This is a genomic window from Massilia sp. CT11-137 (genome assembly GCF_047302885.1).
GTDB classification, from domain to species: Bacteria; Pseudomonadota; Gammaproteobacteria; order Burkholderiales; family Burkholderiaceae_D; genus Telluria; species Telluria orientalis.
The window spans coordinates 2,105,390-2,129,200 of sequence record NZ_JBKYMP010000002.1; the positions used below are offsets into that span (position 1 = coordinate 2,105,390).

A 23,811-nucleotide genomic window follows, 5' to 3' on the forward strand; every position below is an offset into this window, starting at 1 on the left:
GCGCGGCCAGTGCACGGTATTTTTGCGAGCTGGCGCGCGGCGGCGCTCTACCTGCTGGCCTGGCTGATGCTGGGCCTGCTGCTGGCGGTCATGCTGGCCGTCAGTGGGGCGGGCTGGGGGGCGAGCGTGCTGTTCGCCGTGCCGCTGGCGCTCTGGTTCGCGTACGCGGCGGGCTTTTCCGCCTACTACGTGTGCCGCGCGTACCCGCTGGGACGGCGCCGTCCGCTCGCCATCGCCGCCGGCGTGGGCATGACGGCGGCCTGCGTGGCCGCGCTGTGGTGCGGCATGGGCGCGGTCTGGAACAGCCTGCTGGCCGCGCTGGCGCCGGACGCTTACGTGCCCGTCGCGAGCGGCCCCGTGCTGGCGTCGATGTTCGGCCTCGGCCTGATCCTGTACGGCCTGGCGGCCGCCGTGAATTACCTGCTGATCGAGACCGAACGCGTGCGCCACCTCGAGACGCAGCGCCTGGAGATGAAGCTGATGGCCCAGGATGCGGAGCTGCGCATGTTGCGCGCCCAGGTCGATCCGCACTTCCTGTTCAACAGCCTGAATTCGATCAGCGCGCTGACGTCGCTCGACCCGGCGGCCGCACGTGCCATGACCGTGCAGCTCGCCGAGTTCTTCCGGCACACGCTGGGCCTGCGCGCCGACCGCAAGGTGACGCTCGACCAGGAACTGCAGCTCGTGCGGCATTTCGTCGCCATCGAGCAGGTGCGCTACGGCGACCGGCTGCGCTTCGATGCCGCCATCGATCCCGCCGCCGGCCAGTGCCTGCTGGCGCCGATGCTGCTGCAACCGCTCGTGGAGAACGCGATCAAGCACGGCATCGGCCAGATGATCGAGCCCGGCCTCGTGCGCATCGAAGCGACGCGTGCCGGATCGATCCTGCGCATCCGCGTGGAGAACGACGTCGACCCCGACAGCGTCGACGGTGCCGCTTCGGCACGCGGCACGGGCCTGGGCCTCGTCAACGTGCGCCAGCGCCTCGCGGCGGACCATGGGCATGAGGCGAGCGCGCACTGGATGCGGCGCGACGGCCGCTTCATCGTGGAGCTCGCACTGCCGGCCGTGACGGCCGACGAACCCCAACCCGAACTCGAAAGGACCTGACGCATGCGCGTGATCATCGTGGACGACGAACCGCTGGCGCGCGCCGTGCTGCGCGAGCATCTCGGGCTACACCCCGACGTGGAGATCGTCGGCGAATGCGCCAACGGCTTCGAGGCCGTGAAGGCCATCGCGGAGCTGGCGCCCGATCTCGTGTTCCTCGACATCCAGATGCCCAAGCTGGACGGCTTCGAAGTCGTCGAGCTGGCCGGCGCGAAGGCGCACTACGTATTCGTCACGGCGTACGACCAGTTCGCGTTGCGGGCCTTCGACGTCCACGCGCTCGACTACCTGCTGAAACCGTTCACGCGCGAACGCCTCGCGCAGGCGCTGGCGCATGCGCGCGAACGCCTCGCCGCGCCCGCGACCGAGGGGGAGGCGGCGATGCGCGCGCTCGTGAGCGATGCGCGGGCGCGCCACCAGCCGATCGAGCGCGTGCTGATCCGCGACGGCGCGCGCGTGCAGGTCATCCCCGTCGCGCGCATCGACTACATCGAGGCCCAGGACGATTACGTGGCCATCTGCTCGGAAGGCCGCCAGTGGCTGAAGAACCAGCGCATGGCCGAACTGGAAAGCCAGCTCGATCCGCAGGCCTTCCTGCGCGTGCACCGGTCGTACATCGTCAACCTGGGCACCATCGCGCGCATCGAGCCGACCGGGAAGGACGGTCACTGCGCGGTGCTGAAGTCCGGGGCGCGCATTCCGATCAGCCGCAGCGGTTATCAAAAGGTCCGCGACCTGATGCGCTAGCGGTTGATTCAGGGCGGCCATGGCGTCGTTGCAGCGCCGCGCCGTGCAACCGCACTGTCTTCGTCGCCGCGCCTGGCCCTGTCCACCCTGAATGAGTCGCTAGAAGGCGGCCTTGTCGACGTGCCACCAGGCGGGCAGCAGCGCCCGCACGTCGGGCCGCGCGAAGCGGTCGTCGATCAGCCATACGACGCCGCGGTCCTGCTCCGTGCGGATCACGCGGCCCGCCGCCTGCACGACCTTCTGCATGCCGGGATAGAGATAGGTGTAGTCGTAGCCCACGCCGAACATCGCTTGCATGCGCTGGCGCAGCTGCTCGTTGACGGGGTTTACCTGTGGCAGGCCAAGGGTCGCGACGAAGGCGCCGATGAGCCGCTCGCCGGGCAGGTCGATGCCTTCGCCGAACGAGCCGCCCAGCACCGCGAAGCCGATCCCGCGGCCGCCCGCGACGAAGCGCGCGAGGAAGTCCGCACGTTCCGGTTCGCTCATGCGGCGCGCCTGTCTCCATGCGGGGATGTCGGGATGGTCGCGCTCGAAGCGGTCCGCCACCTGCTGCAGATAGTCGAAGCTGGAAAAGAACGCGAGGTAGTTGCCGGGCTTTTCGTGGTACTGGTCCGCCATGAGGGCCGCGATCGGCGCGAGCGAACTGGCCCGGGCCTGGTAGCGCGTCGAGATGCCGTGCGCGACGTGCACGTCCAGCTGGCTCGCGGTGAACGGGGAGTCGACGTCGATCCACGCGGTGTCCGCCGGCATGCCGAGCAGGTCGGCGAAATAATGCCAGGGGCTCAGGGTCGCGGAGAACAGCGTCGTTGAATGGGCGTACGCAAAGCGCGGACCGAGGAAAGATGCGGGGACGACGTTGCGGATGCAGAGGGTCGTGTTGCGCTCGTCCTCGCGCGAGACGTCGAACAGCGAATGCGCGCCGAACGATTCCGCGAGCCGGCCGAACTGCAGCGCGCCGAAATAAAAATCCTGCAGTTCCGGGTCGAGCGGTACGGGGAACGCGGCCATGTGCTCCGTGATGGCGCTGGCCGCGCCCTGCAGCGCGTTGAGGAATTTGTCGGGCAGGCCGTCCAGCACCTGGTAGGGCAGGGGCGCGGACTTGCTCACGTCCGTCCACGCGCGCTTGACCTTGTCGAGCGGCTTGTGCAGCACGGGCGGTGCGACGGCCCGTGCCGCGCGCAGGTCCGCGCGTTGCAACGTCGCCGTGTACATCGAACGTGCGCGGGATACGAGGTTGTGCGCCTCGTCCGCGAGCACGCTGACCTTCCAGCCGCGTTCCAGCGCCAGCGCGTACAGCATCGCGCCGCCGTCGAACCAGTAGTTGTAGTCGCCCACGACGACGTCGCTCCAGCGCACCATCTCGCTGCCCAGGTAGTACGGGCAGACGCCGTGCGCGAGACCGATCTCGCGCAGCGCGGCGCGGTCGAGCATGCCCGCGTTCGCCGCCGCTTCGCGCGCGGCCGGCAGGCGGTCGTAGAAGCCCTGGGCGAGCGGGCACGAATCGCCATGGCAGGCTTTGTCCGGGTGCTCGCAGGCCTTGTCGCGCGCGCTCAGCTCGAGCACGCGCAATGGCAGCGTGCCACCGGATTTGAGTGTCGCTGCGGCGTCCAGCGCGAGCTGGCGTCCCGGCGTCTTCGCGGCCAGGAAGAACACCTTGTCGAGCCCCTGGCCGGGCGCCGCTTTCAGCACCGGGAACAGGGTGCCGACGGTCTTGCCGATGCCGGTCGGGGCCTGCGCGAGCAGGCTGCGCTTGCCGGCATTGGCGCGGAAGATGGCTTCCGCGAGCTGGCGCTGGCCGGGGCGGAAATCGGCATGGGGAAAGCGCAGCGCCGTCAACGCGGTGTCGCGCGCGCCGCGGTGCGCGAGTTCCTGTTCGGCCCAGGCGACGAAGCGGCGGCACTGGTCTTCGAACAGCGCGGCGAGGTCGGCGCGGGTGCGGGTCTCGCGCAGCACGGTTTCCTGCTGGGTGCCGATGTCGAAGTAGACGAGAGCCAGGTTGACGTCGTCCATGCCGAGCTCCTCGCACATCAGGTGTCCGTAGACGCGCAGCTGGGCCCAGGCCAGGCGCAGGTGGTTGTCGGGGATGCGCGCGAATTGGCCGCGGTACGTCTTGACCTCTTCGATCAGGTTGCGGTCGGGGTCGTAGCCGTCGGCCCGCCCGCGCACGTGCAGCGGGCCCCAGTCGCCCGCCAGCGTCACTTCGCTGCGGTAGTTGTCGTCGCGGCGGGATGCCACGACGGCATGGCCCGCGATGCCTTCCTGCGCCGTGGGCGACGGCGTGAAGCGCAGGTCGAGGTCGCCCTGCTTGGCCGTGAATTCGCACAGGGCACGCACGGACACGACGTAGCGTGCGTCGTTCATGCGGCGGCCTGCTCCCATTGCAGGTAGCACACCGTGACCGGCATGCCGTGCTCGGCGCAGTAATCGATCCAGCGCAGCTGGTTGTCCTGCAGGCGGTCGCCCGGGCCCTTCACCTCGATCATGTTGTAGCGCTTTTCTTCAGGCCAGAACTGGACCAGGTCGGGGAAGCCCGTGCGGTTTTCCTTCACGTCCTGCAGGATGCGGCGGAACCACAGTGCCAGGTGCGCCGCCGGGATGCAGTCCAGCGCCAGTTCGATGATGCCGCGATCGAGCCAGTCCCACGCGACGAACGGCGATTGCAGGCCTGCCTTCTCGTCGTACGTCGCCAAGATGGCGGCGCGGTGGCGGCCGTCTTCCAGCAGGGCGAGGCAGGCCTCGAAGTCGTCCTTGCGGCGCTGGTAGAAGTCGGCCGCGAACAGGTCGGCCGGACCGCGGTGGAACGGGTGGAAGAACGCGCCCGGGATCGCCGCGAAGATCGCGCGCCAGCACAACAGGCCGAACAGTGTGTTGGCCAGCGTGTTCTCGACGTAGAAGACAGGCGCGTCGGCGCGCGCCAGATGCGCCAGCACCACACCTTCGACGCGCCATTCGCCGCCCGGCAGCGGCAGGCTCAGGTCGAGCCGCGCGGCCGGCGTCGCGCGGCGCGGCGGGCCCTTCGGGTGGCCCAGCTTGCGTGCCAGGCGCGGGCCCAGGCGCAGCAGGTGCTGGCGCTCCGCCTCGCTTTCCGGGGCCTGTTGCGCCGTCTCGAACAACGCATAGGCTGCGTCGAATTTCTCGTGCTTTTCCAGCACGCGGATCGCCCGTCCGCGCGCACCCGGATAGCGGCAATCCGCGTACACGGCATACGCATTGTCCCAGTCCCGCTCTTTTTCGAGCAGTTGGCCAAGCTGGAACAGCAGACGTTCGCGCCGGCTGTCGAGCCAGTCGTTGCCGAATGCATGGCGGGGCAGGTCGGCCAGCACGTCCAGCGCCGCCTCGCCCGCGTAGTAGCGTTCCTTGCACGCGTGCAGCTGCAGGTAGTGGTCGATGTCGTGGCGGGCCCGGAAGCCGCGCGACGCCGGCGAGAATTCGACGCGCTCGTAGCGGAACAGGCCGAGGTCGGACAGCACGAACTCCGTCCAGTCCTGCGAGAGGTTGCCGAAGAAGATGAGGCGCAGGCGGTCGCACAGCGGTTGCACGAGCAGGCGCAATGCGAGGTCGTCGCAACTCCGGTGCCAATGCGAGAACGGGCGCTCTACCTCGTGCGCGGGATCTGCGCGCAGCGCTTCGAGCTGGTCGGCCTTGCGCGCGCTCTTCTGCGCGCCCGTCAGGCGGAACGCCTCGGCCAGTTCCGGCTTGGACAGCAGGTCGAACAGCTCGTCGAGCGTCAGTACGGGATCGGACTCGACCCAGCCGCTGGGCAGCAGCGCCTCCGCCGCTGCGCGCGGGCAGCCGATCTCCGCGTAGTTGAGCTTGCTCGCCCGGAACAGGGTGCCCTTGCGCATCACCATCCGCACGAACAGGGCGCGGGCCGGTTGCGGCAACTGCGGGAAGGCGGCGATGAACGCGTGTTCCTCGTCGATGAGGAGGTCGGGGTAGCGCTCGGCGATCCAGTCCAGCACGCGCTGGAAATTATCCAGATAATAAAACTCGTTTTCCAGGACTCTGATCATCGTCATACCGCGCCAACTGTACTTTTGTACAGTATAACGGTGCCGGCGACGATGGCCCAGCAGTTTTGCTGTGGTTACAGCCCGCGGCGTGGTCTTCCGCGCAGGCCGCCCTATTGTCGGGGTGGCATGCGTGGGCCGCACGGCTTGTCGGCGCACGCCGCGGTTCCCGCGCCATCGGCCGCCTCCTTACGGGTGCCGGTGTGCTGGAGGATGGCCGAGATCAGGGCGACGTCCGTATCGACCCCGGCCGTCGACGGCGTCGTCCTGGCGGCGCTCGCGGTCCGCTTCTGGCGCGGCGGCGCCGGGTCCGCATGGGCCAGCACCCGGGATGCGGTCGTCCGGGACTCCGGATGCGGCCGTGCATGAGGAACGGCCGGCGTGGCGGGACGCGTGACCGGATGGCGCGACGGGGCAGACGAAGGGGGCGCCGTCGTACTGGCCGGGGCACGTCCGGCCACGTCGGACACTGCGATGGCGGTGGCAGGCTGGGGCAGATCGATGATGACGGCGCCGCGCGCTGGGACGGCTGCCGCAGGTGTCGCGTACGCAGTGGGCGCCGGCATGGACACCGGACCGTCCGCAGCCAGCGTGGCGCGCGTGCCTGGCACGTCGACGGGCGTGCTGTCGGGCGCAGGCGTCGCGCCGCGGACGAGCCACGCGATGACGACGAGCAGGGAGCACGCCAGCACACCGGCGGCGCCGTACCAGACGACGGCCGGCAGGGCGCGGAGCCGGCGCCCGGGTGCCTGGCCGTCGAGCATGGCAAGGATATTGATTTCGCTGGTCGCCCGGCGCGACGACGACATCAGGTTGGGACGTCTGGAGCCGGGTTGATTTTCATCTGTAGGGCGCACCGCATTACTCCTAAGATTGGAAAACTAATTCCAATTAGAAACAAACGGGAGAAGCCGATGCTGATCTTCCTCGCATTCTTGTACTTTTGCCTGGCTTGCAGCGTCATTTGGCTCGCCCTGTTCCCGGGGGGACGGGCCTCGGTGCTGCAGGTGCTCGGCATGCTGCAGCGCCGCTTCCAATGGCGCGTCGGGGGCTGGCAGCGCAGCGGTAATGCCACGCTGCGGGCGTCCTGGTCGGGCGCGCGCGGCGTGTGGTACGACGGCCGCAGGCTGCTGCGGCGGCACTGGGCGTGGTTCGCCGTCGGCGTGCCGCTCGTGCTGATCCCGACGCTGCTCGCGTTGCTGATGCGCCGGCCCGACATGCTGCCCGACTACGAGCCCACCGACACCGTCGTCGATGCCCAGGTGGCCGCGTTGCTGAAGGGCGAGCAGCTGGTGCCGCCGGCTGCATTGCCGCCGCTCGCGTTCGGCACGCGCGAAGTGGAACTGGTGCGTCCGATGCTGGTGGACGCCAGTCGCAACTGGGGGCTGCTGCGGCCGGAGTTCAGCCAGCGCCTGCTGTTGGTGTTCAAGATCATGAAGGAGAAGTACGGTTACGAGATGGCCTTGCTGGAGGGGTACCGCAGTCCGGCCCGTCAGGACATGCTGGCCGGCATGGGTTCCCAGGTGACGAACGCACGTGCATTCCAGAGCTGGCACCAGTACGGGCTGGCGGCGGACTGTGCGTTCTGGCGGGACGGCAAACTCGTGATCTCGGAAAAAGACCCCTGGGCCATGCGTGGCTACCAGCTCTACGGCGAGGTCGCCGAATCGCTGGGCCTGACCTGGGGTGGGCGCTGGACGATGATGGACTTCGGCCATGCGGAGTTGCGGATGCGCGGGGTGATGCGGCGCTGATGGCGGATGGTTCCCGGAGCGTTGTCTCACCTCAAATTTTCGACAAGGAAATAGTGCCAGTATTGCCGATGGTATTCACCAACCTTCCGAACGAACATGATGGCCCGACTCTGGCAGTTCCTCACCGACAGACGCGTTTTGGCCGTGATCGGCATCGGCGTGCTTGCAGCACTCGTGCTGCTGGGCGCGGATTCCCTCGACGTGGCCCTCATCTGGGCCGCACTGCTGGGCCTGCTCCTCCTGTGTGCGGGAGGGATCGCCTGGCTCATCCGGGCCTGGCTGCGCAAGCGCGCGGCCAGCCGGCTGGGCGAAGCGATCCTGACCGGCGCGGAGACCGACGGCAAGGCCCAGGCGGCGCGCAACGACGCGGCCGTGCTGCGCAAGGGCATGCTGGAAGCCATCAACACGATCAAGACTTCCAAGCTGGGCCTGACGCGCGGCGCCGCGGCGCTGTACGAGTTGCCTTGGTACATGATCATCGGAAACCCCGCGGCCGGCAAGAGCAGCGCGATCAAGCATTCCGGGCTGACGTTCCCGATCCCCGGCAGCAAGGCGGTCCAGGGCGTCGGGGGCACGCGCAACTGCGACTGGTTCTTCACGACTGATGGCATCCTGCTCGACACGGCCGGGCGCTACTCCGTATTCGAGGCGGACCGCGCCGAGTGGTTCAGCTTCCTCGACCTGCTGCGCAAATACCGGTCCCGTGCGCCGATCAACGGCATCCTGATCGCCGTCAGCGTTGCCGAGCTGGCTGGCGGGAGTCCCGAGACTTCGATCGAACTGGCGAAGAGCCTGCGCACGCGCGTGCAGGAACTGACCGAAAGGCTGGGCGTCCACGCGCCCGTGTACGTGATCTTCACGAAGGCCGACCTGATCGCCGGCTTTGCCGATTTTTTCCACGGCTGCGAACTGACCGAGCGCGAGCGCGTCTGGGGCGCGACCCTGCGCTACAACCGGCGCAGCACGCCGCAGGACGTGCTGGCATTCTTCGACCAGCATTTCGATGAATTGCACGACGGCCTGAAGGAGATGAGCGTGGCCAGCATGGCGGGCAACCGCAGCACCGCGCTGCGCCCTGGCGTGTTCACGTTCCCGCTCGAATTTGCCGCGCTCAAGCCCCAGTTGCGGGCCTTCCTCGCTACGCTGTTCGAGGAAAACACGTGGCAGTTCAAACCCGTGTTCCGCGGCTTTTATTTCACGAGCGCCCTGCAGGAGGGCCGCGTGGAGAACCAGTCGGCACGGCGCGTCGCGGGACGGTTCGACCTGCAGCTGCGCCCGTTGGGCGAGAAAGCGGGCGACGACGCCGCGCCCGGCGCGGAACAGTCGGGCTTCTTCCTGCTGCAGCTGTTCCGCAAGGTGATCTTCGCCGACCGCGACCTGGTCAAGCGCTATACGAGCCCGGCCGCCACACGCGTGAAGATCGGCGCGTTCTTCGCCGCCACCCTGCTGCTTGGCTGTGCGCTGGGCGGCTGGAGCTGGTCGTACATGGGGAACCGGCAGCTGGTCGCGAACGTCAGGGCCGACCTGGACAAGGTCATGAAGCTGCAGGCCGGCCGGACCGATCTGCAGTCGCGGCTGGAAGGGCTCGACATCCTGCAGGACCGTATCGAGCAGCTCGACAAGTATCGCCAGGACCGTCCGTGGGCGCTGGCGTTCGGCCTGTACCAGGGCGAGGCGCTGGAGCGCAAGCTGCGCGACGAGTATTTCGCCGGCGTGCGCGAAGTCATGGTGCAGCCGGTGGCGGGGGCGCTGGAGAACCTGTTGACGGAGATGAACGCGAACGCCTCGCAGCTCGACCCGACCGTGCGGGCGACGCCGGCCGCCAAACCCGGCCAGCCCTACCAGGACGTATCGGCCACGAACGTCGGCGACGCCTATAACGCACTCAAGACTTACCTGATGCTGGCGGACAAGAGCCATGCCGAACCCGGTCATCTGAACGACCAGCTGACGCGCTTCTGGCGCGGCTGGCTGGAAGCGAACCGGGGCACGATGCCGCGCGAGCAGATGATCCGCAGCGCCGAGCGCCAGTTGACCTTCGTGCTGGCCCATATCGACGACCAGGCGTGGCCCCAAATCACACCCAAGCTCAGCCTGCTCGACACCGCTCGCGAGAACCTGCGCCGCGTCGTGCGCGGCACGCCCGCGCGCGAGCGCGTGTATGCCGATATCCGCACCCGCGCCTCGACGCGGTTCCCGGGCGTGACGGTGGCCCGCATCGTCGGCGAACAGGACCAGGCGCTGGTCGTCGGCAGTTACGCCGTCGGCGGCGCGTACACCCGCGACGCGTGGGAAAAATTCGTGCAGGGCGCGATCCGCGAAGCGTCGATGCGCGAACTGCAGAGCAGCGACTGGGTATTGAAAAGCGTCGCCAAGGACGATCTCACGCTGGAGGGCAGCCCGGAGCAGATCCAGAAAGCCCTCGTCGAGATGTACAAGACCGACTATGCGCGCGAATGGAGCAAGTTCGTGCAAGGCGTGACGATCGCCGACCTCAATGGTTTCGACGCCAGCGTGCAGGCGATGAACCGCCTCGGCGATCCGTTGACGTCGCCCTTGGCGAAAGTGCTCAAGACTGTCCACGAACAGACGTCCTGGGACGACCCCACGCAAGCCCGCGTCGACACCGTCAAGCTCAAGCGGGGGCTCGCAGGCTGGTTCCGCGAAGTGGTGCTGCGGCAGGCACCGAGCGAGGCGCGCCAGGTGGCCGATGCGATGGGTCCGCTGCCGGTGGGAGGCGTGCAGGCGGCCGGCCCGGTCGGCCGCGAATTCGCCGGCGTCGCGCGCCTGGTCGGCGTCAAGGAAAAAGATGCGTCGCTGATGACCGGCTACCTCGATGCGTTGTCGAAGCTGCGCAGCCGCCTGAACCAGTTGAAGAACCAGGGCGATCCCGGCCCCGGCGCCAGGCAGCTGATGCAGCAGACGCTGGAGGGCACTGGTTCCGAGCTGGCCGAAGCGTTGAAGTACGTCGACGAACAGATGCTGACGGGGATGACGGATACCCAGAAGCAGATGCTGCGCCCGCTTCTCGTGCGGCCGCTCGTGCAGACGTTCGCGATGATCGTGCTGCCCTCGGAATCGGAGATCAACAAGACGTGGCAGGCCCAGGTCGTCGAGCCGTTCCAGAAGACGCTGGCGGCCAAGTATCCGTTCGCGCCGTCGGCCCAGATCCAGGCCACGCCGGCCGAGATCGGCCAGGTGTTCGGTCCGGACGGCGTCGTCGCCAAATTCGTGGGCACGACGATGGGGCCGCTGGTCGTGCGTCGCGGCGACGTGCTCAGCAGCCGCACCTGGGCCGACATCGGCATCACGCTGGCGCCGCAGGCGGTCAGTGGCTTCCCCGGCTGGGTGGCGCCGTTATCGGCCAATGGCGTGGCGGCCGGCGGCGGCCCGCAGACCGTATTCCAGCTGCTGCCGCTGACCGCGCCCGGCGTCACCGAATACACGATCGAGATCGACGGCCAGCAACTGCGCTACCGGAACACGCCGCCGGCCTGGGTCAACATGGTGCATCCCGGCCCGCAGGGCAGCAGCGGTGCGAAGATCAGCGCCGTGACGTTCGACGGCCGCACGGTCGAACTGTTCAACGAGGCGGGCGAGTTCGGGCTGCAGAAGATGATCGAGGCGGCGGCCAAGAAGCGCCTCGATGCGGGTACGCACGAACTGCGCTGGAATGCAGGCAACGTCTCGGTGGCCGTCAACCTGAAGCGCGTCAGCAGCACGGACACGTCCGCCGGGAACGCCCAGGCCGGCCAGGGCTTTCGCGGCCTGCGCCTGCCCGACGCCATCGTCGGCCGCGCAGGTGCGGTCGGCGCCGGCGGCACCGGCCCGACGCTTGCAGGAGCGGCGCAGTGAACCGCGCCCCGAACCGGGCCGCCCAGCGCGCGCCCGCCGTGAGCCGCATCGGCTATTTCGGCAAGATCCCGGCACACAGCGACTTCGTGAAGCTGGCCGACGACCAACCCGTGATCGGCATGCTGGACGACTGGATCGCGCAGGTCATGACGCGGCTGCCGTCCGATGCGCGCTGGAAGCTGAATTACGATGCGATGGCCCCGGCCAGCTTCGCATTCGTGGGGCCGGACCGGCGCCATGCCGTCGCCGGCCACCTCGTCGCCAGCCACGACCGCTCGGGGCGGCGCTTCCCGTTCCTGATGATGCGGACCGTCGACCTGCCCGACCCCGCCGGCTTCGTCGCGCGCTGCCCGCTCGCGTTCGCGCCGTTGTGGGATTACCTCGAGGGCATGGCGTCGCAAATACTGGGCAGCACCGACCCGAGCGCCCACCTGCAGGCGATCGCGGACGCACCCGTGGCGTTGGGCGAACACGACGTCGCGGTGGACAGCTATCTGGCCCTGTCCACCGTCGGCGAACTGACGGCGCAGCTGGAACTGGAGGTCAACCGGATGATCCTCGGGCTCGGCCTGCTGCTGCAGCCCGTGATGCGCAGCCGTCCCGCCAGCCTGCACAAGAGCCTCGTGCTGCCGCTGCCGCGTGAAGGTTCCCAACGCTATGCGGCGGCCGCCTTCTGGCTGGAACTGGTGCTGCCGTTCATCCGGCGCAGCGGCTTCGACCTCGCGCTGTTCGTCACCCGCGTGCGCGAGCATCCGGCGCTCGTCGTCGGCTTCGGCGGGGCGGCGGCCGGTACGCTGCATGCCCTGATCGATCCGATCGTCGCCGCCGACCAGCAGGTGCACCTCGCGGACAATGCCTGGATCGACGAGCAGCTCGGCCTGGACGTCGACGTGCGTGCGCTGGCCAGCTACCTCGAGCAGCCGGCGTTGCCCCTGCGGCTCGCGCACGAACTGTTCCTGAAAACCTTTATCGGAGCCGCGCCGTGATGCCGAAGACATTGATCCTTTACGCGGCCATTGCGGCCGTCACAAGCGTGCCCGTCAGCGCGCAGACCCAGACGCAGGTCCAGGCCCAGGCCACGGCACCCATCGTCGTGTCCGGAACGGTCGCCGACGACGCCAGCAAGGCGGCCCTGCTGGCCCGCCTGCGCGCGGTGTACGGCGCGGACCGGATCGTGGACCAGCTCGCGGTCGGCCGGGTGTCGATGCCGGCGAACTGGAACGACCATGTCGGCAAGCTGATCGGCCCGAACCTGAAGCTGATCAGCCGCGGCCAGCTGCAGGTCGACGGCACGAGCGTCAGCCTGCGCGGCGACGTCGCGAGCGAAGCCCAGCGCACGCAGATCGCGAGCGACATCGCGCTCGCCCTCGATCCGGGCTACACGGTCAACAATGGCCTGCGCGTGGCGGCGACGGAGCAGGGCATGCTGGATGCGGCGCTCGCCAACCGCATCATCGAATTCGAATCGGGCCAGGCCACATTGACGGATTCCGGCAAGGCCATTCTCGACCAGATGAGCGTGGCGCTGTTGCGCCTGAAGGACAAGCGGGTCGAAGTCATCGGTCATACGGATAATGCCGGTTCGCGCGCGGGCAATTTATCGCTCAGCCAGGCGCGCGCGGAAGCCGTCAAGGCGTACGTCGTCGGACGCGGCGTCAAGCCCGACATGGTCGCCGTGTCCGGCGAAGGCCCGGATCGGCCCGTGGCCGACAACCGTACGCCGGAGGGACGCGCACGCAACCGCCGCATCGAATTCAAGGTCGTCCAATAATCGCCCACGTACTTTTATTGTATATTTGCAAGGTTAATATCCTTGCAATAGGGCGTATGAAAATCGGCATGCAAAGTGGGGCAGCCATGGCGACATCCGGCCCTTCCTGGCGCTCGCGGAGGGCCTGCAGGCGGCGGGCAATGACGTGCACCTCGTGATTACCTGTGTCGACAGTGGTGCTTACGAAAGCGTGACGTCGGCGAACGGGGTGAAGATCAGCGTGGTGGCGTCGCCCGTGCTCACACCGGAACAGCAGGAAACCGTCGGCCGGACGGCGTACGCCATCCGCAATCCGATGACGCAGATGGCCACATCCTGCGGTTGTGCCTGGACCCGGTCGAAGACGCCATGTTCGACGCCGCGCGCCGCCTGTGCGCCGAGTCCGACGTGCTGGTCGGCCATTACTTCATGCACCCGTTACAGACCGCGGCGGAGGCGGCGGGACGGCCGTATGTCAGCGTCTTGCTGTCGCACGCGGCGATCCCCAGCGACTTCGACCATCCATTGACCGGGTCTCGCGCCGGCAAATACATCCACCGCGTGCTCTGGTGGCTGACCCGCACGCTGCTCAACCGCACGTTGAAGCATTATCCCGACCGGTTGCGCAGCCGGCTTGGGTTGCCGCCGGTGCGGGACGTCGTCACGCAGGTCTGGTTGTCGCACCACCTGACACTGGCCGCAGTCAGTGCCACGATCTGCCGCGCGCAGACGGACTGGCCCCAGTCCGTCCGCGTCTGCGGTTTCCTCGATACGCTGAACCTGGCGATGGAAGGGGACATCCCGCCCGGCCCGGCCGGATTCCTCGTGGCCGGTGACGCACCTGTCTACATGACGTTCGGCAGCTGGATGCCGCGCGACCCGACGGGACAGGCGAAAGCCTTGCGTCTGCTGACGGACGCGGCGCGCCAGGCCGGATGCCGCGCCATTGTCCAGGCACCCTCCGCGGCGGCGTGCGGCTTCCAGTCCGACGGCGACATCCTATACATCGCCGCAGCCCCGCACCACGCCATCTTCCCGCATTGCCACGCCGTCGTGCACCACGGCGGCGCGGGAACGACGCAGTCGGTCATGCGCGCGGCGAAGCCGTCGGTCGTCGTCGCCAACATCAGTGAGCAGGAGCATTGGGGCAGGGAGCTGCGCCGCCTGGGCATCGCGGGCCGGCCGGCCAGGCGCCGCAAGGTCACGGCGCCGGCACTGGCGAGTCGGCTCCGTCACGTGCTGGGTCACCTGAGATGGCGGCGCGGGCCGCGGACATCGCCGGTGCGATGAAGCACGAGCATGGCGTCGACGCGGCCGTCGCGCTCGTCACGCAGGCGTTCGCGCACCGGCACGTCACGGTAGCGTGATCGTCACATTGGCCGACCGCGGCGGCAGCTTGACGAGGTCGTTGTAGCTGGCGAGCGCGCGATCGGTCTCGCGCCCAAGCGCACTGCGATAGCCCAGGTAGGCGCCCAGGCCGGCCAGCGCAAACACGCCGCACAGGACCCACAGCGACGTGTCGCTCCCAAGCTTGTGGGCGATCTGGTCGGGTCGTTCCGCATGCGGTGCGAACGTGCGGCTCTTGCCGCGCATGCGGGCGATTTCGTCGCCCAGGCGTGCCGTCAGGTAGTTCAGCTTGTCGCGGCCGTCCAGTGCGAAGCGGCCCTGGAAGCCGAGGAGCAGGCACAGGTGATACACCTCGAGCGCCTGCAGGTGCGCGCTGCCCTTGGCGCGCAAGTCTTCCAGGCGCTGGAAAAAATGTTCGCCGGCGAGCTGGTCGCCGAACAGGCGCAGCTGCAGCGGACGGGTTTCCCACGCTTCGCGGATGGAGTACTCGGAACCGAGGATGATCTCGTCGACGGCCGCGCAGAACGCATATTTAGCGGCCGTCACGTCGTCGGCCGGAATGCCGAGGGCCTTGGCGCTGCGGTCGACTTCGCCGAGGAAGCCCGTCATGCGGTCGGCGAATGCGGCCTGCTCCTGCGGGCCGCAACCGCTTTTCAGAAGGAACAGGGCATAGAAACCCTCGTACATCAGGTCGACGAGGGAGGCGGGGGCGGTGCCGGTGGCGCCGCGTGGGGAGGGCGCGGTGCGCCGTTCGACGGGATGGTTCATGCTGCGATCGCAATCAGTTCGAGTTTGAGGTCACGGATACCGTTCGGGACATAGATCGAGATGGCCTGCGCCTTGAGCATGCTGTCGTACAGCACGCCGCGGTTGTCGAGTACGAAATACACCATGTCCGGGCGTACGGGGAGCGCGCTGGGCACCTGGGCCGCATGCGCCAGCTTCACGCCGGGCATGGCGGTCAGTACCAGCTTGTCGACGTCTTCGGGGGCGCCGATCTTGAAGCGCAGCGGGACGATGTCGACGAGCTGCAGCGCCGGCAGGTCGGCGGCCACACCCAGGTACAAGGTCGTCTGGACATTGATCTTGCCGGAGTCGAGCGCACCCAGGTGGTACGAGGGACGGTCGTTCGACAGCGCGATCGCGAAATAGCGCGACGAGATCACGGTGTCGAGCAGCTCGCGCAGGATGCCGTCCAGGCGGGCGAAGGCCGGTCCGGGATCCTGGTGGGCATAGGCCGGCAGGTCTTCCAGCCGGGCCGTGCGCGAAAACGTCATCAGCCCGCCGGCCAGCGACAGGAGCTCCTGGAACAGGCGCTCCGGATGCAGTTCCCGGTGGGCGAGGTAATGCGTCAGCGCCGCGTAGCCGGTGCTTACCGTGTGCAGCAGCCAGAACGACGCGACGTCGCCCCCGCGCAGCTCGACGACGTGGCGGCCCGGTTCGCGGTAATGGCCGTACAGCGCATTCACCTTGGCGAGCAGTTTTTCCATCAGGCGCACGAGGCGCCCGTGCAGGCCTTGTGCGCCCGCGATGGACAGGCTGGGCGGCGTGAATGCCTGGTCGATCTCGAAGCCGCCCGTCGCCACGCGCTGCAGGCGCACGAGCGGAAAGCTGTCGTAGGCGTCGAGCGCATCGAGCTCGGACACGAGCCGCATCGCGCGGGTCAGGTAGGCCACCGGGGCAGGCGCGGCCTGGCTGAAGAGGTCTTGCGTGTCGTGCTCGCGCTGGCCGAAACGGGCGTCGGGCCGGGTCGCGCCCCGCTCGGCACAATTGTCGCCGTGCGGCTTCAACACGGGCAGGGCCGCGTGAAACGTGATCGTCTGGACGTTGGGCGGCAGCTCGTCCAGGCGAACCTGGGGCGGCAGCGGATCCTGGTCCGGTGCGCGCACGAGGTCGCCGTCCGGGAAGATCAGCGCCAGTTCGGTCACGCGCAACGTGTCCGCCTTGAGGGCGTCGGCATCGATGGCCAGCCGGCGCACGCCCCAGCAATAGGGATGCAGGGCGCTGGCTGTCTCGTTCAGGCGCGCTTCATGGTAGCGGTCCTGTTGCTGGAAGTGCTGGGGACGCAGGAACAGCCCTTCGCCCCATAAAACCTTCGCCGGAATGTTCATGAGCCTCCCTTCGCAAATCTCTAGCTTGCTGGAAACGTTACGGGGCTTATTGACAGTGGACAAGAGACAAAGGCTTGGCGGCATTGCCGGCCGACAACGCACAGGCATGCAGGCCGATGGTCACGCCGGCGCCTTCGGCATCCGCGGCCGGGATGACGGCGCGCCAGGCATTGCCTGACGGCGTGTGAAACAGGGCGACGACGCCGAGCCAGGGCGTGTCGCGCGCGAGCCTGTCGGTGATGTCGAGGCGCTGGCCCGGCACCAGCGTGACTTCCCTAGCCTCGACGAGGTCGGCGCCGAGGGCCTCGCGCTCCGTCTGCGGCGACAGGAACGCAGCGTAGGGCGCCTGGTCGAACGCGCCGCGCTGGCGCAGCTTGTAGATCTTGACGAGCAGCGCCAGCGACTGGCCGCGCGCGTCGACGTTCAGACGCGGCGCCGCATGCAGGTGCATGACGACGTTGCGCGGTGGCTGCTGGGATTCCGGTACGGGCGCCGGCTTGCGCAGCCCGAGCGTGCCGCCGGCACAACCGCCGAGCAGACCGGCGGCGCACAACACGATCCACGTTCGTTTCATCGTTGCTCCTTGCATCTGATAAAGAGAACACGACGATTTAACGGGATCGCCCGCCATGCACCCTGAGCAGGCGCAATACCCGCGCAACAGCCTCTTCGACGCGGCGCAATGCGGCGGCAAACCTGCGTTGATGGCACGCAATTCTCCCGAGAAACCGTTCACCAATAATGGCGTCTGATTTCAACCCGGGAGAGCCAGATGACCTTCGAACGCCTGATGCCGCTTGCGGCGGTGCCCATCACATGTGTCATGTTGTTGTCGGCCTGTGCCAGTACCGCGCCGGCAGCAAGCCATGCGGCCAAGGCGGCGCCGACGATGGCGAGCGCGATGGCCGAAGTGGATGCCGCCGTGCTCGCGGGCCAGAACGACAAGGCCTACGCGATCCTGAAGAATGCCGGCACCGCCTTCCCGACCGACAAGACGCCGTGGGTGCGCATGGCCCAGATGCATTTCGACAGTACCAACTATGGCGAGGCGATCGTCGACGCGCTGGAAGCGCTCGAGCGCGACCCGGACGATACGCTGGCCAACAGCATCGTCGCCGTCAGCGGCCTGCGCGTGACGAGCAAGGCGCTGTCCGACCTGAGCCAGAAAAACAACCTCACCGGCAACGTCCGCACGGAGGCGCAGGACCTGGCCAAGCTGCTGCGCACGAGCCTCAACGAAGACGTGCTGGTGCCGAACAACCGTCCCGCGGCGCCGCGCGTGAAGGAGACGATCAAGAAGGCCGTCGGTGCCGCGTCCACTGCCCGTACCACCGCATCGAGCGATCCGTTCGGCGCGCTCAAATAATCCGTCCACAGCCCACTGGAGTCGACATGGCAAAGAATGAAAGCGTGCAGAAACGCCTGCAGAAGGTGCGCGCGCCGCGCGTGCAGATGACGTACGACGTCGAGATCGGCGATTCGATCGAAAACAAGGAATTGCCGTTCGTGGTCGGCGTGTTGGGCGACTTCGGTGCAGATCCGGAGGCAGCGAAGAAGCGCCTCAAGGACCGCAACTTCGTCAACGTCGACGCCGACAATTTCGACGAAGTGCTGGGCGGCGTGGCCCCCGCGACGAGCTTCCGCGTGGAGAACCATCTGTCGCCGGAAGGCGGCGAATTCGCCGTGCAGCTGCAGTTCAAGCAGATGGACGACTTCCGTCCCGAGGCCGTCGTGCAGCAGGTGGCACCGTTGAAGGGCCTGCTGGAAGCGCGCGGCAAGCTGGCCGACCTGCGCAACAAGCTGGCCGGCAACGACAAATTGGAAGACCTGCTCAGCGACGTGCTGTCGAATACGGAAAAACTCGGCAGTCTCCGCAAAGGCGGCAAGGGCGGCAAGGAGGAGGCATGAGCGCGATCCTCGATACGGCGAACGTGGCGCAGACAGCGGCGCCTGAACTGGACATGTCGCTGCTCGACCAGATCGTCGAACAGAGCCGGGTGGCGAAATCGAGCAGCGAACACGAACGGGCGCGCGACATCATCTCCGAGCTCGTCAGCCAGGTGATGGAGGGCACGATGGTCGTGTCGACGAATCTGTCGGCCACGATCGATGCGCGCCTGGCGGAGCTGGACCGGATGATCTCGGCCCAGTTGTCCGCGATCATGCACGCGCCCGAATTCCAGAAGCTGGAACGCAGCTGGACCGGACTGCACTACCTCGTCCAGAACACGGCGACGAGCAACGGCCTGCAGGTGCGCATGCTCAATGCGAGCAAGCGCGAGCTGGTGAAGGACTTCCAGTCGGCGCTGGAATTCGACCAGAGCACGCTGTTCAAGAAAGTCTACGAAGAAGAATTCGGCAGCTTCGGCGGCGCGCCGTACGGCACCCTGATCGGCGACTTCGAGATCACGCGCCAGCCCGAGGACATCTATTTTCTCGAGCAGATGTCGCACGTGGCCGCGGCCAGTCATGCGCCGTTCATCACGTCCGCCGGGCCGGAACTGTTCGGTATCGAGAGCTTCGGCGACCTGGGCAAGCCGCGCGACCTGGCCAAGGTGTTCGATACCGTCGAATACGCGAAATGGAAGGCGTTCCGCGAATCGGAAGACGCGCGCTACGTCGGCCTCACGTTGCCGCGCTTCCTGGGCCGCCTGCCATACAACCCGGCCGACGGCACCGCCACGGAAGGCTTCAACTACGTCGAGGACGTGGACGGCACCGACCACCAGAAATACCTGTGGTGCAACGCCGCGTATGCCTTCGCGACCAAGCTGACCAAGGCCTTCGAGGATTATGGCTGGTGCGCCGCGATCCGCGGCGTCGAAGGCGGCGGCCTCGTAGAAAACCTGCCCACGCACACGTTCAAGACGGACGAGGGCGAGATCGCGCTGAAATGCCCGACCGAGCTGGCGATCACGGACCGGCGCGAGAAGGAATTGTCGGACCTGGGCTTCATCTCGCTCGTGCACTGCAAGAACACGTCGTACGCGGCGTTCTTCGGCGCGCAGTCGGCGCAGAAGGCGCGCAAGTACGCGAACGAGGCGGCCAATGCCAACGCGCTGCTGTCGTCGCAGCTGCAATACATCTTCGCCGTGTCGCGCATCGCCCACTACATGAAGGCCATGATGCGCGACAAGATCGGCAGCTTCGCCGCCGCATCGAACGTCGAGGATTACCTGAACCGCTGGCTGACGCAATACGTCCTCCTGGACGACAACGCGAGCCAGGAACAGAAGGCGCAATTCCCGCTGCGCGAGGCGAGCGTACAGGTGGCCGAGGTGCCCGGGCGGCCGGGCGTGTACCGGGCCGTGTCGTTCCTGCGGCCCCATTTCCAGCTCGACGAATTGTCCGTTTCGCTCCGATTGGTCGCGGAGTTGCCGCAATCGACCAAGAACTGATTCTTTCAACAACCTGAACTGGAGTAGAACATGGCAATTGACGTATACCTGCAAATCGACGGCATCAAGGGCGAATCGGCCGACGACAAGCACAAGGACTGGATCGAGTGCAAGGCGGTCAACTGGGGCGTGACCCAGCCGAAGTCCGCCACGGCGTCGACGGGAGGCGGCCATACGGCCGAGCGCTGCGAGCACGAGGAGATCGAGATCGCCAAGCTGGCCGACCTGTCTTCGCCGCTGCTGCTGCAGACCTGCTCGTCGGGCAAGACGATCCCGAAGGCGAAATTCGAATTCATGCGCGCCGACGGGCAGGGCGAACGCGTCAAGTACTTCGAGATCGAGATCGAGAACGTGCTGATCGGCTCCGTCAAGCCGACGGTCGCGGAAGGCGATTTCCTGCACGAGAAAGTCGGCCTGAAATTCTCGAAGATCAAATGGAAGTACACCCAGCAGAAGATCGGCGGCGGTGCCGGCGGCAACACGTCGGGCGGCTGGGATCTCGCCACCAACCGGGTCGTCTGAACAGGCATTCCTGACTTACCCCGCGTCTTCCGCGGCCCCCGGGCCGCGGTTTTTTTACTGCGTCTTTGTACGGGAGCCGCGATGACCGCCTATCTTCCCGGCCTGCTCGAGCGCCTGATGGGCGAGCGGGCCCACCCCGGCCGACCAGCGGGCGAGCAGCTCAGGGACAGCATCGCGCGCGACCTGGAAGCGCTGCTGAATGCCCGCGCCGGCCTGCCGCCCGGAGCATTCGACGCTTGGCCGCTGGCGCGCGCCTCGGTCCTGAACTATGGCCTGACCGACTTCGCCGCGTTCTGCCTGTCGAGCAGCGAGGACCGGGCCGCGATCTGCGCCTGCCTGAAGGACGCCATCGAGCGCCACGAACCGCGCCTGAAAAACGTCAGCGCGGCCCTGGCTTCGGAGCAGGGCGGCGTCAACCGCCTGAATTTCGTGATCAACGCGACCCTGCACGCCGGCCCCGGCGCGGCTGTCGTTCCCGTCAATTTCAACGCCGTGCTGCAGCCGTCCTCGCTGAACTACGCGATCTGCAAGGCTGCCGCGTCAACTCCACAAAGGACCTCGACATGGATATCAACCTGAAGACCCTGATCGCCAAGCTGAACGACGTCACGCGCTCGGCTGCCACGCGCGCGGCCGGCATCTGCGTGGGGCTCGGCCAGTACGAAGTCGACATCGAGCACCTGTTCCTCGCGCTGCTGGAGCAGCCCGGGAGCGACCTCGTGGTGGTGGCGCGCGCGGCCGACGTCAGCCTGGCCGGCCTCGAATCCGACCTGCGCAAGGAAGTGGAGCGCCTGCCGTCGGGCAGCGCGCGCACGCCCGTGTTCTCGCGCCATTTGCCCGTGCTGTTCGAGCATGCGTGGCTGATCGCGTCACTTGGTGCATCGGGCCAGCCGCAGCACATCCGCAGCGGCCACCTGCTGCTCGCGCTGCTGACGGAGCCGGGCCTCGCGCAACTGGCCCAGCGCGCATCGCGCCACTTCGCCGGCTTCCCGCTCGACCGCCTGAAACACGATTTCGACAAGCTGACGCACGGCTCCGACGAAGCGCCGGCCGTGCTGGCCGCCACCCCGGCGCCGTCCGCGGACCCGGTCACCGAACTGCAGGCGAGCGCGCCCGGCAAGACGCCCGCGCTCGACCAGTACACGGCCTGCCTCACGGCGCGCGCGCGCGAGGGCAAGCTCGATCCCGTGATCGGGCGCGATGCCGAGATCCGGCAAGTGATCGACATCCTGATGCGCCGGCGCCAGAACAATCCGATCCTGACGGGCGAGGCGGGCGTGGGCAAGACGGCCGTCGTCGAAGGCCTCGCGCTGCGCATCGCGCGGGGCGACGTGCCCGATGTCCTGCGCGGCGTCGAGATCCACACGCTGGACCTGGGCCTGCTGCAGGCCGGCGCCAGTGTCAAGGGCGAGTTCGAGAACCGCCTGAAGAACGTGATCGACGAGGTGAAGAAAAGCCTGCATCCGATCATCCTGTTCATCGACGAGGCGCACACGATGATCGGCGCGGGCGGCACGGCTGGCCAGAACGACGCGGCCAACCTGCTGAAGCCTGCTCTGGCGCGGGGCGAGCTGCGTACCGTGGCCGCCACGACGTGGAGCGAGTACAAGAAATACTTCGAGAAGGATGCCGCGCTGGCGCGCCGGTTCCAGGTCGTGAAGGTCGAGGAACCGAGCGAGGAGACGGCGAGTGCGATGCTGCGCGCGATGGCGCCGCTGATGGAGGCGCACTTCGGCGTGCGCATCTACGACGAGGCGATCGTGGAAGCCGTCCGGCTGTCGCACCGCTACATCAGCGGGCGCCAGCTGCCGGACAAGGCCGTCAGCGTGCTCGATACGGCCTGCGCCAAGGTCGCGCTGGGGCAGAAGGCGACGCCCGCCGTGCTGGAGGATTGCGCGCGCGCGGTGGAGCGCCTGGACGCGCGCATCCAGGCGCTCGTGCGCGAGGAAAGCGCGGGCGCGGACCACGGCACCGCGCTGGCCGCGCTGCACGCTGAGCGCGCCCAGGCACTGGAAGAACAGGACCGCCTGCGTGCGCGCTGGGATGCCGAGCAGGCGTTGTGCGCCGAGATCCACGCGATGCGCGCGCGGCTGGAAGCGGGGCAGGGCGACAGTCCCGCGCTGCGCGCGAAGATCGCGGAGCTGCATGCGCTGCAGGGCGAGACGCCGCTCGTGCCCGTGCAGGTCGACGGCCAGACGGTGGCTGCCATCGTCGCCGCGTGGACCGGGATCCCGCTCGGGCGCATGGTGAAGGACGAGATCCGCACCGTGATGAATCTGCAGGGCCTGTTGGACGAGCGGATACTCGGCCAGGGCCACGCGAGCGGGATCGTCGCCCAGCGCGTGCGCACGGCGCGTGCGAACCTGGAGGATCCGAACAAGCCGAAGGGCGTGTTCCTGTTCGTCGGCACGTCCGGCGTCGGCAAGACCGAGACGGCGCTCGCGCTCGCGGACCTGCTGTACGGCGGCGAACGGAAACTCGTCACCATCAACATGAGCGAATACCAGGAAGCGCACAGCGTCTCCGGCCTGAAAGGCTCGCCGCCGGGTTATGTGGGCTATGGCGAGGGCGGCGTGCTGACGGAAGCCGTGCGGCGCAATCCGTACAGCGTCGTGCTGCTCGATGAAGTCGAGAAGGCGCATGCCGACGTGCTCGAGCTGTTCTTCCAGGTCTTCGACAAGGGTGTGCTGGACGACGCGGAGGGCCGCCAGATCGACTTCCGCAACACGATCATCATCCTGACGTCGAACGCGGCGTCGAGCCAGATCATGCAGGCCTGCCTGAACAAGGCGCCGAACGAGCGGCCCACGCCGGACCAGCTGGCGGAACTGATCCGGCCCGCCCTCATGAAGCATTTCAAGCCCGCGTTCCTGGGCCGCCTGACGGTGGTGCCGTTCTATCCGATCGACGACGCCGTCCTCGCCAACATCATCCGGTTGAAGCTGGACCGCATCAAGCAGCGTGTGGCCGTCAACCACAACGCCCGCTTCGAATACGACGATGCGCTCGTGGCGGCCGTGCTGGCGCGCTGCACGGAGGTCGATTCGGGCGCGCGCAATGTCGACACGATCCTGAACGGCACGCTGCTGCCCGAGATCGCGGATGCCGTGCTGGCGCGCATGGCGGAAGGCGGCGCGATCGGCAAGGTGAAGGTCGGCGCCACGAAGGCGGGCAAGATCAAATATGCCGTCGAACCGGCGTGAGGAG

The 23,811-nt window shown here is 67.6% G+C and carries 21 protein-coding genes; 14 read left to right on the top strand and 7 right to left on the bottom strand.

What is annotated here, in order from left to right; all coding sequences use genetic code 11:
* Positions 1 to 9: 9 nt before the first annotated feature.
* Entirely contained in the window at positions 10 to 1,110 is a 1,101-nt protein-coding gene (locus ACEN98_RS26270) for a sensor histidine kinase (protein ID WP_413387798.1), read from the top strand.
* Between the two features lie 3 nt (positions 1,111 to 1,113).
* Positions 1,114 to 1,857: a LytR/AlgR family response regulator transcription factor gene (locus ACEN98_RS26275; protein WP_413387799.1), complete on the top strand. Its 744-nt coding sequence runs from the start codon at positions 1,114 to 1,116 to the stop codon at positions 1,855 to 1,857.
* Positions 1,858 to 1,956: 99 nt separating this feature from the next.
* On the opposite strand, the gene ACEN98_RS26280 is transcribed toward ACEN98_RS26275, so the two are convergent.
* From ACEN98_RS26280 to ACEN98_RS26290, 3 genes are all read right to left on the bottom strand, one after another.
* Positions 1,957 to 4,218: an ATP-dependent DNA helicase gene (locus tag ACEN98_RS26280; protein ID WP_413387800.1), complete on the bottom strand. Its 2,262-nt coding sequence runs from the start codon at positions 4,216 to 4,218 to the stop codon at positions 1,957 to 1,959.
* Entirely contained in the window at positions 4,215 to 5,870 is a 1,656-nt protein-coding gene (locus tag ACEN98_RS26285; protein WP_413389091.1) for a VRR-NUC domain-containing protein, read from the bottom strand. The genes ACEN98_RS26280 and ACEN98_RS26285 overlap by 4 nt, the downstream gene beginning before the upstream one ends.
* 110 nt (positions 5,871 to 5,980) lie before the next feature.
* Complete coding sequence (locus ACEN98_RS26290) at positions 5,981 to 6,724, bottom strand: hypothetical protein (RefSeq protein ID WP_413387801.1); 744 nt, start codon at positions 6,722 to 6,724, stop codon at positions 5,981 to 5,983.
* A 57-nt stretch (positions 6,725 to 6,781) separates the two neighbouring features.
* Between ACEN98_RS26290 and ACEN98_RS26295 the strand changes: the two genes are divergently transcribed.
* From ACEN98_RS26295 to ACEN98_RS26310, 4 genes are all read left to right on the top strand, one after another.
* A complete protein-coding gene (locus ACEN98_RS26295; RefSeq protein WP_413387803.1) occupies positions 6,782 to 7,621 on the top strand; it encodes a M15 family metallopeptidase in 840 nt (279 codons plus the stop codon).
* Positions 7,622 to 7,720: 99 nt separating this feature from the next.
* A complete protein-coding gene (gene tssM, locus ACEN98_RS26300; RefSeq protein WP_413389092.1) occupies positions 7,721 to 11,476 on the top strand; it encodes a type VI secretion system membrane subunit TssM in 3,756 nt (1,251 codons plus the stop codon).
* Positions 11,473 to 12,462: a type VI secretion system-associated protein TagF gene (gene tagF, locus ACEN98_RS26305; RefSeq protein WP_413387804.1), complete on the top strand. Its 990-nt coding sequence runs from the start codon at positions 11,473 to 11,475 to the stop codon at positions 12,460 to 12,462. The genes tssM and tagF overlap by 4 nt, the downstream gene beginning before the upstream one ends.
* The gene (locus tag ACEN98_RS26310) at positions 12,462 to 13,247 is read left to right on the top strand and encodes an OmpA family protein (protein WP_413387805.1); all 786 of its coding nucleotides are present in this window, start codon (positions 12,462 to 12,464) and stop codon (positions 13,245 to 13,247) included. Before tagF ends, ACEN98_RS26310 begins: the two co-directional genes overlap by 1 nt.
* Before the next feature lie 180 nt (positions 13,248 to 13,427).
* On the opposite strand, the gene ACEN98_RS26315 is transcribed toward ACEN98_RS26310, so the two are convergent.
* The gene (locus ACEN98_RS26315) at positions 13,428 to 13,649 is read right to left on the bottom strand and encodes a hypothetical protein (RefSeq protein ID WP_413387806.1); all 222 of its coding nucleotides are present in this window, start codon (positions 13,647 to 13,649) and stop codon (positions 13,428 to 13,430) included.
* Positions 13,650 to 13,655: 6 nt separating this feature from the next.
* On the opposite strand from ACEN98_RS26315, the gene ACEN98_RS26320 reads away from it, so the two are divergent.
* Complete coding sequence (locus ACEN98_RS26320; RefSeq protein WP_413387807.1) at positions 13,656 to 14,516, top strand: glycosyltransferase; 861 nt, start codon at positions 13,656 to 13,658, stop codon at positions 14,514 to 14,516.
* A 63-nt stretch (positions 14,517 to 14,579) separates the two neighbouring features.
* Here ACEN98_RS26320 and icmH read toward each other — a convergent pair whose 3' ends face one another.
* The 3 genes from icmH to tssJ are packed head-to-tail and all read right to left on the bottom strand — an operon-like array spanning position 14,580 to position 17,258.
* A complete protein-coding gene (gene icmH, locus ACEN98_RS26325; RefSeq protein WP_413387808.1) occupies positions 14,580 to 15,341 on the bottom strand; it encodes a type IVB secretion system protein IcmH/DotU in 762 nt (253 codons plus the stop codon).
* Entirely contained in the window at positions 15,338 to 16,684 is a 1,347-nt protein-coding gene (gene tssK, locus ACEN98_RS26330; protein ID WP_413387809.1) for a type VI secretion system baseplate subunit TssK, read from the bottom strand. The genes icmH and tssK overlap by 4 nt, the downstream gene beginning before the upstream one ends.
* Positions 16,685 to 16,730: 46 nt before the next feature.
* Positions 16,731 to 17,258 carry a type VI secretion system lipoprotein TssJ gene (gene tssJ, locus ACEN98_RS26335; protein ID WP_413387810.1) on the bottom strand — a complete coding sequence of 176 codons (528 nt, stop codon included), beginning with the start codon at positions 17,256 to 17,258 and terminating at the stop codon, positions 16,731 to 16,733.
* A 55-nt stretch (positions 17,259 to 17,313) separates the two neighbouring features.
* On the opposite strand from tssJ, the gene ACEN98_RS26340 reads away from it, so the two are divergent.
* The 7 genes from ACEN98_RS26340 (at position 17,314) to tssH (ending at position 23,807) form a co-directional block, all read left to right on the top strand.
* Positions 17,314 to 17,436: a hypothetical protein gene (locus ACEN98_RS26340; RefSeq protein ID WP_413337963.1), complete on the top strand. Its 123-nt coding sequence runs from the start codon at positions 17,314 to 17,316 to the stop codon at positions 17,434 to 17,436.
* 20 nt (positions 17,437 to 17,456) lie between these two features.
* Entirely contained in the window at positions 17,457 to 18,050 is a 594-nt protein-coding gene (locus ACEN98_RS26345) for a tetratricopeptide repeat protein (RefSeq protein ID WP_413337961.1), read from the top strand.
* Between the two features lie 26 nt (positions 18,051 to 18,076).
* Positions 18,077 to 18,592 (top strand): type VI secretion system contractile sheath small subunit, encoded by a 516-nt coding sequence (gene tssB / locus ACEN98_RS26350; RefSeq protein WP_413387811.1) that lies wholly within the window; start codon positions 18,077 to 18,079, stop codon positions 18,590 to 18,592.
* Positions 18,589 to 20,082: a type VI secretion system contractile sheath large subunit gene (gene tssC, locus ACEN98_RS26355; protein WP_413387812.1), complete on the top strand. Its 1,494-nt coding sequence runs from the start codon at positions 18,589 to 18,591 to the stop codon at positions 20,080 to 20,082. Before tssB ends, tssC begins: the two co-directional genes overlap by 4 nt.
* A gap of 30 nt (positions 20,083 to 20,112) precedes the next feature.
* On the top strand, positions 20,113 to 20,604 hold the full coding sequence (locus ACEN98_RS26360) for an Hcp family type VI secretion system effector (RefSeq protein ID WP_371762614.1): 492 nt from the start codon (positions 20,113 to 20,115) through the stop codon (positions 20,602 to 20,604).
* Between the two features lie 81 nt (positions 20,605 to 20,685).
* Positions 20,686 to 21,183: a type VI secretion system baseplate subunit TssE gene (tssE, locus tag ACEN98_RS26365; RefSeq protein WP_413387813.1), complete on the top strand. Its 498-nt coding sequence runs from the start codon at positions 20,686 to 20,688 to the stop codon at positions 21,181 to 21,183.
* The gene (gene tssH / locus ACEN98_RS26370) at positions 21,168 to 23,807 is read left to right on the top strand and encodes a type VI secretion system ATPase TssH (protein ID WP_413387814.1); all 2,640 of its coding nucleotides are present in this window, start codon (positions 21,168 to 21,170) and stop codon (positions 23,805 to 23,807) included. Before tssE ends, tssH begins: the two co-directional genes overlap by 16 nt.
* Positions 23,808 to 23,811: the final 4 nt, after the last annotated feature.